Source organism: Vibrio sp. PID17_43 (assembly GCF_002608565.1).
Classification (GTDB): domain Bacteria; phylum Pseudomonadota; class Gammaproteobacteria; order Enterobacterales; family Vibrionaceae; genus Vibrio.
In genome coordinates this window covers 44,839-59,514 of sequence record NZ_LIXM01000016.1, presented here as the reverse complement: position 1 = coordinate 59,514, position 14,676 = coordinate 44,839, and the positions used below count along the sequence as shown (strand labels likewise).

Genomic DNA, 14,676 nt, shown 5'->3' with positions numbered 1-14,676 from the left:
CTATTGTGCTAATTGTAAGTTTAATTCGCAGATCTTTTTAATGGTAATGAAGTAACGGTTTGAGATCTCAATTTATTTGTAGAGCTACCCTAGCTTTCATCTCAGAGTTCGCTGACAGTACAGTCTGTATCCAGCCTTGTCAGATTTGTGAAAGGGACTGCAAGAAGAAGGTGAAAGACACTCGCTTTTCTTACAGTTATCACGATAATGAAAGAATTAAAAAACGCATTACAAGGTTACGTTTATGCACATTCATATCTTGGGTATCTGCGGCACGTTTATGGGCGGCGCGGCAATTTTAGCGCGTCAGCTAGGTCATAAAGTGACGGGTTCGGATGCCAATGTTTATCCACCAATGAGTACCCTGCTAGAGTCTCAAGGTATTGAAATAATTGAAGGATTTGACCCTTCTCAACTTGACCCTCAACCCGATCTCGTGGTGATAGGCAACGCGATGAGCCGTGGTAACCCATGTGTTGAGCATGTACTCAACACCAATATTCGTTACACTTCGGGTCCACAGTGGTTGCAAGAGTTTCTATTGCACGATCGTTGGGTTCTGGCGGTATCGGGTACCCATGGTAAAACCACCACTTCAAGCATGTTGGCTTGGATCCTAGAAGATTGCGGTTACCAACCGGGCTTCCTTGTTGGTGGTGTGCTAGGTAACTTTGGCGTGTCGGCTCGCTTGGGTGAAAGCATGTTCTTCGTTGTCGAAGCGGATGAATATGACAGTGCTTTTTTCGATAAACGATCTAAGTTTGTTCATTATCACCCACGCACGCTGATCATGAATAACCTTGAATTCGATCATGCAGACATCTTCGACGATCTAGAGGCGATTAAGCGTCAATTCCATCATTTGGTGCGTACTGTTCCGGGTAACGGTTTGATCTTGGCGCCAAAGCAAGATCCGTCTCTGCAAGAGGTGATCGAGCGCGGTTGTTGGACAGAAAAGCAGTTCTCTGGTGTCGATGGTGATTGGCAAGCACACAAATTGGTTGTCGATGGTTCTAAATTTGAAGTGTCACTGCAAGGCGAGAAAGTAGGCGTCGTGGATTGGGACCTCGTTGGTGACCACAACGTAGATAACGCATTAATGGCGATTGCTGCTGCGCGTCATGTTGGTGTTACTCCTGAGCTTGCTTGTCAGGCGCTTGGTCGCTTTATCAATACGAAACGTCGTTTGGAGCTAAAAGGTGAAGAGCAGGACGTGACGGTTTACGATGATTTTGCTCATCACCCAACAGCGATTGAACTGACGCTGGGCGGTTTACGGAACAAGGTAGGCGAACAGCGTATTCTTGCCGTACTGGAGCCTCGCTCTGCGACCATGAAGCGCGGTGTTCACAAGAATACACTCGCGGCGTCATTGCACAGCGCAGATGAAGTGTTCCTATTCCAACCGGATGACATTGGTTGGTCGGTACAAGACATTGCTGACCAGTGTCAACAATCTGCGTTTGTCGGTACAGAGATGGATAGCTTTGTCGCGAAAATCGTCGAACGAGCACAACCGGGTGACCAAATTCTTGTGATGAGCAATGGTGGCTTTGGTGGCATCCACGGCAAGCTTCTAGAACAACTGAAACAAAAAGCTTAATGACATTTATGCAGCAAAAAGTAACCCCTAAAAAAGCCATCACATTAGCATTAACGGGCGCTTCTGGTGCCCCGTATGGCCTTCGCCTTCTCGAGTGTCTTGTTGCAGCGGATTACCACGTGTATGTGTTGATCTCTTCTGCAGCTCGTGTGGTGATGGCGACTGAGCATGATTTGAAACTACCAAGCGGCCCTGAAGCGGCACAAAAGGCATTAGTAGAACACCTCAACTGCAACCCAGATAATTTAACGATTTGTGGTAAAGATGATTGGTTCTCACCAGTGGCATCAGGCTCCGCAGCGCCGAAACAAATGGTGGTGTGCCCATGTTCAGCGGGTAGCGTCGCGGCGATCGCACACGGTATGTCGGATAACCTGATCGAACGTGCCGCGGATGTGGTGATGAAAGAACGTGGACAGTTGCTGCTTGTGGTGCGTGAAACGCCATTCTCAACCCTACATCTAGAGAACATGCACAAGCTATCGCAGATGGGCGTGACCATCATGCCTGCTGCGCCGGGCTTCTACCATCAACCGAAGAGCATTGAAGACTTGGTTGATTTTATGGTAGCGAGAATTCTTGATCACTTAGGTATTGAACAAGGTTTAGTGCCACGTTGGGGTTATGACCAACGTTGATTGTGTAATCAATCAAAGACCTTTACAATCCATCCAACTCATCGGGGAGCAAACTCATTTGGCATTGAACTCATCAATGCACTTGGGCGCTGAGACCTAATCGCTGAACGTTGTTGAGCAGGAAGGGACCCGTATTACCTGAACCAGATAATGCTGGCGTAGGAATTGAGCCTGGATATTGGAAGTCCTAAATACCTGCCTCAACCCTGTGCCGCTCAACTTTTCGACATGCAAATGGAGAGCGAGCCGTGAAAACCACTCTTAGTCTGATTGCCCTTGCAGCCATCACTTCAACTTCAGCGTTTGCCGCTGAAAACACCCTAACTGTCTATACGTACGACTCTTTCGCTGCCGATTGGGGACCTGGTCCTAACGTCGAAAAGGCATTTGAAGCCAAATGCGGATGCGATGTTAATTTCGTTGCACTGGACGATGGTGTTTCCATTCTTAACCGCCTTCGTTTGGAGGGAAGCAACAGCAAAGCGGATATCGTGTTAGGTTTGGATAATAACCTAATGGCGGAAGCAAAAAAGACTGGCCTGCTGACTGAGCATAACGTTGATACTTCTAAAACCACGCTGCCTAACGGTTGGCAGGATAAAACCTTCGTACCTTATGATTACGGCTACTTTGCTTTTGTGTACAACAAAGATAAGTTAGCAAATCCGCCAAAGAGCATGCAGGAGTTGTTGGAAGAGCGTGATGATCTGAAAGTCATTTACCAAGATCCTCGCACTTCGACGCCGGGCCAAGGCTTGATGTTGTGGATGAAGTCTATCTATGGCGATGACGCCACCCAAGCGTGGAAGCTGCTAGCGAGTAAAACCGTTACCGTTACCAAAGGTTGGTCCGAGGCGTACTCCATGTTCTTGAATGGTGAGTCTGATCTTGTGCTGTCGTATACGACTTCTCCCGCCTACCATTTGATTGCGGAAGACGATGCTAAGTACGCAAGTGCCAACTTTGCTGAAGGTCACTACATGCAAGTGGAAGTGGCGGCCAAGGTAAAAAGCTCACAGAATTCTGAGCTAGCCGATCAGTTCATGAACTTCATTTTGAGTGATGAATTCCAATCGGCAATGCCAACGGGCAACTGGATGTACCCAGTGACTGATGTTGAGCTGCCAAAAGGTTTTGCAACGCTCAGCGTACCAAACAAGTCACTGAGCTTTAGTGCTGATGAAGTTGCAAAAAAGCGTAAGTCCTGGATTCGTGAGTGGCAAAGCGCATTGACGTTTTAATATAGGTTCTACTTTTGAATTCTGTACCGAAAATAGGTTTAGGGGTCGCGATGATTATCACGGCCTTTGTTATTTCTGCCCTAGGTGCTTTGATTATTCAAGCGCCTTCTCTTGATGTGTCGATGGTTTGGAGTGATCCTTACTACCAACATGTCACCAAGTTCAGCTTTTACCAAGCATTTCTCTCTACCGTGTTGAGCGTCGGCTTTGCCATTCCCGTCGCTCACGCACTTTCTCGTCGTGAGTTCTTTGGTAAGTTTCTACTGTTAAAATTGTTTGCTTCCACCTTGGTTCTGCCAGTTTTGGTGGGTGTATTTGGTTTGCTGGCGATTTACGGCAATAGTGGCCTGATTGTAAAAGGACTACAAAGCCTTGATGCTGATCTACCGTTTTCCATCTATGGACTGAACGGTATTTTGCTTGCGCATGTGTTCTTCAATATGCCTTATGCGGCGCGCCTACTTTTGCAGGCATTGGAATCCATTCCTTCAGAGCAACATAAACTGTGTGCACACCTTGGTATGACTCATTGGGACAAATTCCGCTGGGTGGAATGGCCACGTCTAAGGCAACAGTTAGCTCATGTGAGTGGCTTGGTGTTTATGCTGTGTTTTACCAGCTTTGCCACCGTGATGGCATTAGGCGGCGGACCGAAGTCAACGACGATTGAACTTGCCATTTACCAAGCGATTAAGTTCGACTTTGATTTGCAAGCTGGGGCGCTGTTGGCGCTGTGGCAAATGTTGTTATGTGGCTTACTCGCGATTGGCGTACAGAAGTTGACGAAGCCAGTCTCGGTAAGCGCTGGAAGCATATCAGTACAGCAATATTTAACGAAGGATCATGGATGGTCAAAAGCTTGGGATTGCTTTTGGATCATGGCTGCCTTTTTACTTGTCATACCGCCGCTTGTGATGGTCGTATTCAGTGGTATCAACCAACAAGTTTGGTCGGTATTGAGTGATGAACGCTTTTGGTCTGCATTGTGGAATTCACTCAAAGTTGCCGTGTTAGCGAGCTCTCTGGCTGTTGCTGCTGGCGTGTCAATTTTGCTTACTAGCCGACGTTGGCGTTTGCAATACAAGAACAGCCGCGCCGATCAAATTGAACTAATTGGCATCATCATCTTGGTGACGCCTGGATTAGTTATTAGTACTGGATTATTTCTATTGCTACGCTCATTTACCGATGTATTCAGCTTAGCATTTTTTGTGGTTATTCTGGTGAATGGTTTAATGGCACTGCCGTATGTGATTAAAACCTTGTCTCAACCGATGTTACACATTGAGCAGCAATACCAGTACGTTTGTGCCAGCCTAGGCATGCGTGGTTGGCAACGTTTTAAAGTGGTGGAGTGGCAAGCATTACGCAAGCCATTTGCTCATGCGTTTGCAATCAGCTTTATGTTTGCGATTGGCGACTTAAGCGCGATTGCTTTGTTTGGTGGACAAGAATTTAGAACCTTGCCGTTGTATCTATTCCAATTGTTAGGCAGTTATCAAATGGAGGCGGCAGCGGTGGTCTCAGTCACGTTGTTATTGCTCAGTGTGGGCTGTTTCGCCGTGATTGAAAAAGTGTTGAAAACGAAGGGGAGAGCGTAATGTTAGTATTGGATGATGTGCAGTATACCTATCAACGTGATCTGTTTTGCTTTGAGCTAGAAATTCAACGTGGACAAATCGTGTCACTGATGGGACCGAGTGGGGCGGGTAAATCAACGTTACTTGCACTGTTGGCTGGGTTCATCAATCCAGACCAAGGCGATATTTTGGTTGATGGTGAGTCCATCGTACGCAAAGAACCGTACCAGCGTCCGTTCTCTATGTTGCTCCAAGAACACAATCTATTCGCTCATCTGTCAGTAAGAGACAACATTGGTTTAGGTCTGCATCCGGGATTAAAGCTCACGGTAGACCAAAAGCTTCTTGTGGAGCAAGCCGCAAAGCAAGTTGGTGTAGCAGAGTATCTTGACCGATTGCCAGAGCACCTTTCTGGCGGTCAGCGTCAGCGTGTGGCACTGGCGCGCTGTTTTGTTCAGCCGCATTCGATGTGGCTTCTTGATGAGCCTTTTTCTGCGTTAGACCCTGTGCTGCGTGAGGAGATGCTAACATTGGTTAAGCAGCTTGCTACTGAGCGTGGCATTACTGTCTTGATGGTGACGCACCACCTAAGTGATGCAAGAGCCATTGCCAGTCATTTTGCTTTTGTTGCTAGTGGTCAGGTAGAAGCATCTGGTGAGATTGCTGAGTTAAATGCACAACATGGCAGTGATGCGTTGAGCATTTTTGTTCGAGCGGCAGGATAAACACTATGATAAGGACGGATAAAAAAGGTTGATGCAAGCATCAACCTTTTGTTTTAAGGTTTGAATGGCTCACGCTAGCCTTGAGGCTTCACAACCATGACGTTGATTGGTGAGTATTCAACGACTTTGCTCGCGACCGAACCAAGCATCACTTTGTTGATTTTAGAGCGCTTGTGGCTTGGCATAATGATAAGGTCAGCACCTAAACGCTCAGCGTAGTCGAGAATGGTTGCGTAAGGTTTCCCTTCTGCAACGTGTACTTTGTAAATCACCTCATCGTCAATGTGTTGGTCAGCAAACGCTTTTAGCTGTTGCTTCACATCTTGCTTCATTTCCGCAGCCGCATCTTTCGGAAAGTAGCTTGCGACCATCGACATGTGGATACCGGGTACGACGGTTAGAAGGTGAACTTCTGCATTGGCTTGTTTTGCTTGCCAAACGGCTAACTCAACCGCACGGTCAGAAAAGCCTTGGTCGTTGAGATCAACAGGAACAAGAATTTGTTTGTACATTCAATGTCTCTCATCACGGCCCCTTGCCTCGGGGCCAAATCAGTTATGCGCTCAGTTGTTCCTTACGAGCACGATGTTTCTGGTTCATAGCAAGTACCAGTAAGAGCAACAAACACGGTACAAATACCCACTCTTTCATTGGGCGATCCGCATTTTGAATGACCGATTTGATCTCCCAATCGAAATCGATACCTGATGATTCAGCAGGGCTACCAAATTCGACCATATCTACGATCATTTTCCCGTCGCTCTCTGTCAGCATCAGTCCCATTGAAGCAATGCGTTCTTCAGCGGTGGTTGCTTTATCATCAAATGGCAGGCGAACGGTTTTCTCAATGTTATCGCCTTCTAAGTTTTGTCCAGCAACACGTAACTCAATGGATTCTCCTACATTCAGGCCCTGTGTGACTTGAGTTATCTCAACACCAGGTGAAAGAACTTTCGCTGGATAGAGCATGTCCCACCAAAAACCAGGACGCAGAAATGAGAAAGTCAGTACTAATAATAGAATGGTTTCCCACCATTTGTTTTTTGTCAGCCACCAACCTTGCGTTGCCGCAGAGAAAATCAACATCGCGATAATGGAAGAGATCACCGTCAGCGCTAAGTGCCACCAAGTATCAATGCCCATTAGCAGCAGTTGTGTGTTAAAGACAAACATGAACGGCAGAATTGCGGTTCGGATATCGTAGGTAAAACCTTGAATACCAGTTCGAATCGGGTCGGATTTCGCTATCGCCGCGGCTGCAAATGCTGCCAAACCCACTGGCGGAGTATCGTCGGCAAGGATACCGAAGTAGAACACGAACAAGTGCACTGCAATCAGTGGGATGATAAGACCATGCGCCGCACCGAGGGTAACGATCACTGGTGCCATTAAAGTAGAAACAACAATGTAGTTTGCTGTTGTAGGCAGACCCATACCAAGAATTAAGCTGATCACGGCGGTAAATAGCAGCATCAGAATTAAGTTACCACCGGAAATAAACTCGACAAAATCGGTCATGACTAAGCCGATACCAGTTAAGGTTACTACGCCAACAACGGTACCAGCTGCCGCAGTCGCCACGCCGATTCCGATCATATTGCGTGCACCGGAAACCAAACTTTGTGCGAGATCGACAAAACCATCTTTGGTTTGCTCAACTAAATCACCTTGTTTTGATAGCACCACCATCAACGGGCGTTGAGTGAGCAAAATGAAGATCATGAATACCGTAGCCCAGAATGCGGATAGACCTGGTGAAAAACGTTCTACCGTCAAACACCAAACCAATACTACGATAGGCAGTAGGTAGTGTAGACCTGACTTAATAGTAGGACCCGGATCTGGCACTTCTGTTAGCTCGGCATCAATTTCAATCGCACCGTCTTTGATGTGGTTCGCGGAAATCTTCACCAAGCCAACATAAGCAATCAGCAGAGCAACGGTTACGATAGGCGTTGCTGCATCACCGAATACGTCTTTGGTCCAACCGATACCGTAGTAAACCAGAGCGCTGATCACACTCAAGCCCAAAATGGTGCCAGTAAATGACAGTAAGCTCTGTAGCATGGTTGGGTTATGACGGCGAGGAAGGCCAGTCATACCTGCTTTACACGCTTCAAGGTGAACGATGTAAATCAATGCGATGTAAGAGATAAGCGCTGGAAGTAGGGCGGCTTTAATTACTTCAACGTAAGAGATACCTACGTATTCCACCATTAGGAATGCCGCGGCACCCATGATTGGTGGGGTTAACTGGCCATTAGTTGACGCTGCGACTTCTACCGCACCTGCTTTTGTCCCCGGGAAGCCGACACGCTTCATCAGTGGAATGGTAAAGGTACCGGTTGTTACTACGTTGGCGATGGAAGAGCCAGAAACCAGACCAGATAGACCGGATGCGACAACGGCCGCTTTTGCCGGACCGCCTTTCATGTGACCAAGCAGCGAGAAGGCGACTTTAATGAAGTAAGCGCCTGCGCCAGCTCGTTCTAGCATGGCACCAAACAGGACGAACAAGAACACGAAAGAGGTTGAGACACCCAGTGCAACGCCGAATACACCTTCTGTGGTTAGCCAGAGGTGCGACATCGCTTTGTTTAAGCTTGCGCCTTTATGGGCAATCACATCTGGCATGTATGGGCCGGCAAAGGTGTAAGTCAGAAATACCGCAGCAACGACCATCAATGGTGGTCCTAGAGCGCGACGAGTTGCTTCAAGTAACAATGCCATACCTGTTACTGAGACAACGATGTCAACCGTTGTTGGTGCGCCAGAGCGCCCTGCCAACTCAGTGTAGAAAATATAAATGTAAGCCGCAGCAAAGCTGCCTGCTAATGCAAGAATCCAGTCGATGAGTGGAATATGGTCGCGCGGTGAATTTTTCATTGCCGGGTAAGCTGTGAAAGCAAGAAAAGTGGCAAAAGTAAGATGAATTGCACGCGCTTCAGTATCGTTTAGTACGCCAAAATTAAAAATAAATGGCAGCGGAGAGGCATACCATAATTGAAATAGTGACCAACACAGTGGAACAAACCATAAAATTTGTCCCTGCAAACCCGATGGGCTGCGAGCACCTGTGTCTGCCTGAGCCACCATTTCTTGCACATCTTGTGACGGAGTATTATTCGTCGACATGTACTTTTCCTTATTATTGATGGTCATGTCAGTTCTTTGTTTCGAGAACCCCGCTTCGCCTCTATCAGTGTAGTGAATAGAGTGAAGTTTGCTTTCGAGTGTTTTGCTACTTGAGCCAATGCAATCGTTTTTTAAACGGTGGCTAGTAAGCGGTTTTCTTAGGTATGTGAGTGTGCTCCGTCGAGGGAGGAGCGATTTAGAATGCTGGTCGAACGAACTCTACCAGCACACTCATTCAGGCAGAACCCCATCTTTTTCTGCCTGAATGTTGGAGTCAGTAGCTACTTATTAGAGTAGGCCTACTTCTTTGTAGTATTTTTCAGCTCCTGGGTGAAGAGGAATAGAAAGACCCGCTTTCACCATGTCCTCTTTCTTCAGGCTAGCAAATGCAGGGTGTAGGCGTTTGAAGGTGCTGAAGTTCTCGAATACCGCTTTTGCAACGTTGTATGCGACTTCATCTGAAACATCAGAGGTCGTGACCATTGTTGCTGCAACACCAAAGCTGTTTACATCGCCTTCTGTACCGCGGTACATGCCAGCAGGTACTGTGCTGAATGCGTAGTATGGATTGCCTGAAACGATCTCATCGATCTTTTCACCGCTTGCGGAAACAAGTTTCGCATCACAAGAGGTCGTCGCTTCTTTGATGGAACCATTTGGGTGACCAACCATATAGATGAATGCGTCGATCTTGTTGTCACAAAGTGCTTGAGAGCGCTCAGAACCTTTTAGCTCTGATGCAAGCTTGAAGCTGTCATTTGTCCAGCCCATTGCATCCATTACCACGCCCATAGTCGCTCGGTCGCCAGAGCCTGGGTTACCAATGTTGACACGCTTACCTTTTAGGTCTTGAACATTTTCGATGCCAGAATCAGCACGCGCGATGATGTTAAAAGGTTCTGTATGAAGAGAGAACATGGCGCGTAGCTTTTTGTAAGGGCCTTGTTCTGCAAACTTACTCGTACCGTTGTAACCGTGGTATTGCCAATCCGATTGCACGATACCAAAGTCTAATTCGTTAGCACGAATCGTGTTTACGTTGTAAATAGACCCACCAGTTGATTCTACTGAACAGCGAATATTGTGGTCTTTACGACCTTTGTTTACCAGTTTACAAATAGCACCGCCGGTAGGGTAGTAAACACCGGTTACAGAGCCCGTACCGATTGTAATAAACTCTTGAGCGTTAACTGCGCCAGCGCCCATTACTGCTGCGGCAATAGCGCCAACTTTGAGAAGTTTGTTAAATGCCATCAATTTCACTTCCTTATATTCATTATTAACCCAGAAATAACCACGAATGATTTCTGGAGTTTCCTGCTGGGAAACGGCAACCTTTTCGACTTAATAGTTTGAAAAAGTGAACGAATAATAACAAAAAAAAAGCAGAAAATTATCTTATTGTTAAAGCTTATAGCGAATTAACCTAATGTGAATGAGAGTAAAGAGGGCCTGTTACTAGTGTGTAATTTCTTTTATAACAATTGCTTATGAAAAATTGGAGGAGGGTAGCAAAAAAATCAACAGTGTGATCGGTGTCGCATTTTTAGGGGCAGGGAGGAATCAGAACATTAACATAGTGCCAGGACTATAAAATGCTATTTATTTCATAGCCCTAGCGTTAGTTAACCGGCGTACTCAAAAAGTTCGCATACAGACTCAAACAATTGCTCTGTCGAAACAGTTTTTGTTGGTGTGATGAAGATTGTGTCATCGCCAGCAACAACGCCAAGAATGCCTTCTGATTTACCGAGAGAGTCAAGCAAGCGAGCAATCAACTGCGCCGCGCCAGGACCGGTGTGAATAACAACTAATGCTGCATTGTGGTCGACGTCTAAAACCAACTCGCGTAGCGAGCTACTTACCGTCGGTACGCCCAATTCGGCGGGTAGGCAGTAGACCATCTCCATTTTCGCATTGCGAGTTCGCACTGCACCGAATTTGGTTAGCATGCGAGACACTTTGGATTGGTTGATGCTTTCAAAACCTTGCTGCTTTAATGCATCTACGATCTCACCCTGTGAACCAAAGCTCTCTTCTTTTAATAAGGCTTTAAAAGCGCGAACTAAGTTATCTTGTTTCTCTGAATTGCGCATAGTCGTTATGATTCTCTTTTTTTGAAACAGCGATTTTGCATATTCTCGCATAGATATTCATCTAGTACCAAAAAAGTCACAGTATTATGTTAATGTCATCACTGTAAACTTTATATAGGATGAAATACCTTAAATTGCTGGTGCAACAACGAGAACTTTGAGGTCACTGTTGTTTTTTCTACAGAATAAAAGAATAATCAAGCCTTTATTTGTAGCACGCCAGTAGTGAGTTGCGCGAGGTCGCAAAGCTGGCGTTAATTGATTGTAATCAAGTTGTGATTCAGATAATTTGACGCTAGTTGGTTACAAAACACCCTACGAATACGTTTATAAGAGAAATACTCTCAAGGAGAACTACATGAAAGTAGCCGTAATTGGTGCCGCTGGCGGCATTGGTCAAGCCCTAGCCCTTCTGCTTAAGAACCGCCTTCCTGCTGGTTCTGATTTAGCCCTATACGATATTGCTCCAGTAACTCCTGGTGTGGCCGCTGATCTTAGCCACATCCCAACGCCAGTATCTATCAAAGGTTACGCTGGGGAAGATCCTACTCCTGCACTTGAAGGTGCGGACGTAGTACTCATCTCTGCTGGTGTTGCTCGTAAGCCTGGTATGGATCGTGCGGATCTATTTAACGTAAACGCTGGCATCGTAAAGTCGCTAGCGGAGAAGATCGCAGTTGTGTGTCCAAAAGCATGCGTAGGTATCATCACTAACCCAGTGAACACGACGGTACCAATCGCGGCTGAAGTTCTAAAGAAAGCCGGTGTTTACGACAAGCGCAAGTTGTTTGGTGTAACAACACTAGACGTAATCCGTTCAGAAACATTCGTGGCTGAGCTAAAAGATAAAGATCCTGGTGACGTTCGCGTTCCTGTTATCGGTGGCCACTCTGGCGTAACCATTCTTCCTCTACTTTCTCAAGTTGAAGGTGTGGAGTTTACCGCTGAAGAAGTAGAAGCACTCACCAAGCGTATCCAAAATGCGGGTACAGAAGTAGTAGAAGCAAAAGCGGGTGGTGGTAGTGCGACTCTGTCTATGGGTCAAGCGGCATGTCGCTTCGGTCTAGCGCTTGTACGTGCACTGCAAGGTGAAGAAGGTGTGGTAGAGTGTGCATACGTGGAAGGCGGTAGTGAACACGCTCCTTACTTCGCGCAGCCTGTGAAGCTAGGTAAAGACGGTGTAGAAGAAGTACTAAGCTATGGTGCATTGAGCGACTACGAGAAGTCTGCGCTTGATGGCATGCTTGAAACGCTAAACAGTGATATTAACATTGGTGTTGAATTCGCTAAATAAGCCTTTTTTATTTAAAGAAGGTCATTTAAAGAAGAAAGTCGATCTTAGGATCGGCTTTTTTGATCCTTTCGCCTTAACTTGCGTAGCAGAGTCAGATCCAAGCAACGTTGTGAAGGAGAAGATGATGGAAGCAAGTCGAATCCGTAAAGGTATGGTTGTGGAGTGTCAGCAAGGTGTAGGAACCATTATGGTTGTTGATCAAGAATCTGAGACCGTATTACTGGCTAAGCAAGGCTCTGAGGAGCAATTGGCGGTCAGTTTTGATGAGATAGAAGACAACCCACAGCTTCATGGTAATTGTGAGCAATACTATTGACTTTTAATCGGTTAGATTGCGAATAAATACGACAGATAACAAAAAGGAAGCGCATAGCACTTCCTTTTTACTTTAGGATCTTTCTATTTTATTTAGCGTTAGCTCGTACGCTTCACGGCCATGTGTGCTAGCGTGATGAGTGCTTGCTTGTAATCTGACTCAGGAAGGACAGTAAGCTCAGCGATGGCTTTATCAGCTTCATCCAACGCTTTCTGCGTCGTGTATTCAAGCGAGCCCGTTTGTTCCATGACCGCAAGGATGTCGTCTAAACGTTCCATGCCGTTGGCTTTCTCAATCGCTTCTCGAATCATCAGGGCGTTTTCTGGCGTCGTGTTGCGCATGGCGTGAAGCAAAGGAAGTGTTGGTTTACCTTCAGCCAAATCATCACCAACATTTTTACCCATGTCCTCACCGTCCGACGTGTAATCCATCACGTCATCGATCAGTTGGAATGCAGTGCCTAAGTATTTGCCGTAATTCTGTAATGCGAGTTCCACATCTTCTGGTGCATTATTTAGGATGGCACCAATTTGTGTGGCTGATTCAAACAAACGTGCAGTCTTAGAGTAGATGACTTGCATGTAGTTATCTTCAGTCGTGTCAGGATCATTACAGTTTATTAACTGTTGAACCTCACCTTCTGCGATCACGTTTACTGCTTCACTCATGAGCTTGAGGATCTTCATGGATCCTAGTTCAGTCATCATTTGAAACGAACGAGTATAGATAAAGTCCCCAACCAGCACGCTCGCCGCATTACCAAATGCCGCATTGGCTGTCGCTTTTCCACGACGCATCTCTGATTCGTCGACCACATCGTCATGCAGCAAAGTTGCTGTATGGATGAACTCGATAAATGCAGCAGCCATAGTATGGCCGCTACCTTGGTAACCCAGAGCGCGCGCTGACAATATTGCCAGAAGCGGTCTAAGACGTTTGCCTCCACCACTGACGATATAAAAACCGAGTTGGTTGATTAAAGAGACATCAGAATTGAGTTGGGCTTGAATTGTTTCATTCACTTTTGCCATGTCATCGGCAGTAAGCGCTTGGATAGTTTTAAAATCCATCGTATATCCGGCTGAAGTTAGACCCTGCAAGGCTTATTCGAATTATATAATTGTCGAATAATACACTAAAAAACGTTGATTAATACATTACTAAAGGGCATGATTGCCGCACTTTTCTTTGGCGATTAGCTTTTCGCCAATTTTTTCAAAATATGGCTTGTCATAGGGGCATCTCTTCTGTAGAATCTGCGCCCTATTGATGATTAGTTTAGCGCACACCCTAGCTCAAATAATGATTGCAGGCTGTGCGGAAAAAGCGGAGTAAAATATGTACGCTGTTTTCCAATCTGGTGGTAAACAACACCGTGTAAGCGAAGGTCAAACTCTTCGTTTAGAGAAATTAGACGTTGAAACTGGTGCAACTGTAGAATTTGATAAAGTTCTTCTTGTTGCTAACGGCGAAGACATCAAAGTTGGTGCTCCTCTAGTAGAGGGCGGCAAAGTTGTTGCTGAAGTTGTACAACACGGTCGTGGCGATAAAGTTAAAATCGTTAAGTTCCGTCGTCGTAAGCACTCTCGTAAGCAACAGGGTCACCGTCAGTGGTTCACTGAAGTGAAGATCACTGGTATCAACGCTTAATCTATTAGGAGAGTTTAACAATGGCACACAAAAAAGCTGGTGGTTCTACTCGTAACGGCCGCGATTCAGAAAGCAAACGTCTAGGTGTTAAGCGTTTCGGTGGTGAATCTGTTCTTGCAGGTAACATCATCGTTCGTCAACGTGGTACTAAATTCCACGCTGGTAACAACGTAGGTATCGGTAAAGACCACACTCTATTCGCTCTTACTGAAGGTAAAGTGAAGTTCGAGGTTAAAGGTCCTAAGAACCGTAAGTTTGTAAGCATCGAAGCTGAGTAATTTGACCTTTAGGCTAATTATTTAAGCTTGATAGCTGAATTCAAAAGCCCTGCCGATTCGGCGGGGTTTTTTATTTGTAGCAGTCGACATATCGAAGTTTCTCGTCCGAAACCAAATGGG

At 46.1% G+C, this 14,676-nt stretch carries 14 protein-coding genes and 1 riboswitch; of the genes, 9 read left to right on the top strand and 5 right to left on the bottom strand.

The window, feature by feature from the left end:
* The first annotated feature begins 244 nt into the window (after positions 1–244).
* The 5 genes from mpl to thiQ all read left to right on the top strand — a co-directional run bounded on the left by mpl (position 245) and on the right by thiQ (position 5,787).
* A complete protein-coding gene (gene mpl, locus AK965_RS12605) occupies positions 245–1,603 on the top strand; it encodes a UDP-N-acetylmuramate:L-alanyl-gamma-D-glutamyl-meso-diaminopimelate ligase (protein ID WP_099079953.1) in 1,359 nt (452 codons plus the stop codon).
* Positions 1,603–2,241, top strand: coding sequence for a flavin prenyltransferase UbiX (locus AK965_RS12600; protein ID WP_172438143.1), 639 nt, complete (start codon positions 1,603–1,605; stop codon positions 2,239–2,241). Before mpl ends, AK965_RS12600 begins: the two co-directional genes overlap by 1 nt.
* A gap of 32 nt (positions 2,242–2,273) precedes the next feature.
* Positions 2,274–2,423, top strand: a riboswitch (TPP riboswitch).
* Between the two features lie 66 nt (positions 2,424–2,489).
* Positions 2,490–3,482 (top strand): thiamine ABC transporter substrate binding subunit, encoded by a 993-nt coding sequence (gene thiB, locus AK965_RS12595; protein WP_099079952.1) that lies wholly within the window; start codon positions 2,490–2,492, stop codon positions 3,480–3,482.
* Positions 3,483–3,496: 14 nt separating this feature from the next.
* Positions 3,497–5,083, top strand: coding sequence for a thiamine/thiamine pyrophosphate ABC transporter permease ThiP (gene thiP, locus AK965_RS12590; protein ID WP_099079951.1), 1,587 nt, complete (start codon positions 3,497–3,499; stop codon positions 5,081–5,083).
* The gene (gene thiQ / locus AK965_RS12585; RefSeq protein WP_099079950.1) at positions 5,083–5,787 is read left to right on the top strand and encodes a thiamine ABC transporter ATP-binding protein; all 705 of its coding nucleotides are present in this window, start codon (positions 5,083–5,085) and stop codon (positions 5,785–5,787) included. The genes thiP and thiQ overlap by 1 nt, the downstream gene beginning before the upstream one ends.
* A gap of 74 nt (positions 5,788–5,861) precedes the next feature.
* Here the strand turns inward: thiQ and AK965_RS12580 are convergent, their stop codons facing one another.
* From AK965_RS12580 to argR, 4 genes are all read right to left on the bottom strand, one after another.
* A complete protein-coding gene (locus AK965_RS12580; RefSeq protein WP_099079949.1) occupies positions 5,862–6,299 on the bottom strand; it encodes a universal stress protein in 438 nt (145 codons plus the stop codon).
* A 43-nt stretch (positions 6,300–6,342) separates the two neighbouring features.
* Positions 6,343–8,922 (bottom strand): TRAP transporter permease, encoded by a 2,580-nt coding sequence (locus AK965_RS12575; RefSeq protein WP_099079948.1) that lies wholly within the window; start codon positions 8,920–8,922, stop codon positions 6,343–6,345.
* A 288-nt stretch (positions 8,923–9,210) separates the two neighbouring features.
* Positions 9,211–10,176: a TAXI family TRAP transporter solute-binding subunit gene (locus AK965_RS12570; RefSeq protein WP_099079947.1), complete on the bottom strand. Its 966-nt coding sequence runs from the start codon at positions 10,174–10,176 to the stop codon at positions 9,211–9,213.
* A gap of 371 nt (positions 10,177–10,547) precedes the next feature.
* Positions 10,548–11,018: a transcriptional regulator ArgR gene (argR, locus tag AK965_RS12560; protein WP_099079945.1), complete on the bottom strand. Its 471-nt coding sequence runs from the start codon at positions 11,016–11,018 to the stop codon at positions 10,548–10,550.
* A gap of 358 nt (positions 11,019–11,376) precedes the next feature.
* Between argR and mdh the strand changes: the two genes are divergently transcribed.
* Positions 11,377–12,312 (top strand): malate dehydrogenase, encoded by a 936-nt coding sequence (gene mdh, locus AK965_RS12555; RefSeq protein WP_099079944.1) that lies wholly within the window; start codon positions 11,377–11,379, stop codon positions 12,310–12,312.
* Positions 12,313–12,436: 124 nt separating this feature from the next.
* Positions 12,437–12,628, top strand: coding sequence for a hypothetical protein (locus AK965_RS12550; protein WP_172438142.1), 192 nt, complete (start codon positions 12,437–12,439; stop codon positions 12,626–12,628).
* Positions 12,629–12,726: 98 nt separating this feature from the next.
* On the opposite strand, the gene ispB is transcribed toward AK965_RS12550, so the two are convergent.
* Entirely contained in the window at positions 12,727–13,698 is a 972-nt protein-coding gene (gene ispB / locus AK965_RS12545; protein WP_143699947.1) for an octaprenyl diphosphate synthase, read from the bottom strand.
* Between the two features lie 268 nt (positions 13,699–13,966).
* Between ispB and rplU the strand changes: the two genes are divergently transcribed.
* Positions 13,967–14,278 carry a 50S ribosomal protein L21 gene (rplU, locus tag AK965_RS12540; RefSeq protein ID WP_000271393.1) on the top strand — a complete coding sequence of 104 codons (312 nt, stop codon included), beginning with the start codon at positions 13,967–13,969 and terminating at the stop codon, positions 14,276–14,278.
* 20 nt (positions 14,279–14,298) lie between these two features.
* Positions 14,299–14,556: a 50S ribosomal protein L27 gene (gene rpmA, locus AK965_RS12535; protein ID WP_005383095.1), complete on the top strand. Its 258-nt coding sequence runs from the start codon at positions 14,299–14,301 to the stop codon at positions 14,554–14,556.
* Positions 14,557–14,676 lie beyond the last annotated feature (120 nt).

Coding starts and splice junctions, on each gene's coding strand:
- mpl (WP_099079953.1), top strand. CDS start 245: ATGCACATTCATATCTTGGGTATCTGCGGCACGTTTATGGGCGGCGCG.
- AK965_RS12600 (WP_172438143.1), top strand. CDS start 1,603: ATGACATTTATGCAGCAAAAAGTAACCCCTAAAAAAGCCATCACATTA.
- thiQ (WP_099079950.1), top strand. CDS start 5,083: ATGTTAGTATTGGATGATGTGCAGTATACCTATCAACGTGATCTGTTT.
- AK965_RS12580 (WP_099079949.1), bottom strand. CDS start 6,299: ATGTACAAACAAATTCTTGTTCCTGTTGATCTCAACGACCAAGGCTTT.
- AK965_RS12575 (WP_099079948.1), bottom strand. CDS start 8,922: ATGTCGACGAATAATACTCCGTCACAAGATGTGCAAGAAATGGTGGCT.
- AK965_RS12570 (WP_099079947.1), bottom strand. CDS start 10,176: ATGGCATTTAACAAACTTCTCAAAGTTGGCGCTATTGCCGCAGCAGTA.
- argR (WP_099079945.1), bottom strand. CDS start 11,018: ATGCGCAATTCAGAGAAACAAGATAACTTAGTTCGCGCTTTTAAAGCC.
- mdh (WP_099079944.1), top strand. CDS start 11,377: ATGAAAGTAGCCGTAATTGGTGCCGCTGGCGGCATTGGTCAAGCCCTA.
- AK965_RS12550 (WP_172438142.1), top strand. CDS start 12,437: ATGGAAGCAAGTCGAATCCGTAAAGGTATGGTTGTGGAGTGTCAGCAA.
- ispB (WP_143699947.1), bottom strand. CDS start 13,698: ATGGATTTTAAAACTATCCAAGCGCTTACTGCCGATGACATGGCAAAA.
- rplU (WP_000271393.1), top strand. CDS start 13,967: ATGTACGCTGTTTTCCAATCTGGTGGTAAACAACACCGTGTAAGCGAA.
- rpmA (WP_005383095.1), top strand. CDS start 14,299: ATGGCACACAAAAAAGCTGGTGGTTCTACTCGTAACGGCCGCGATTCA.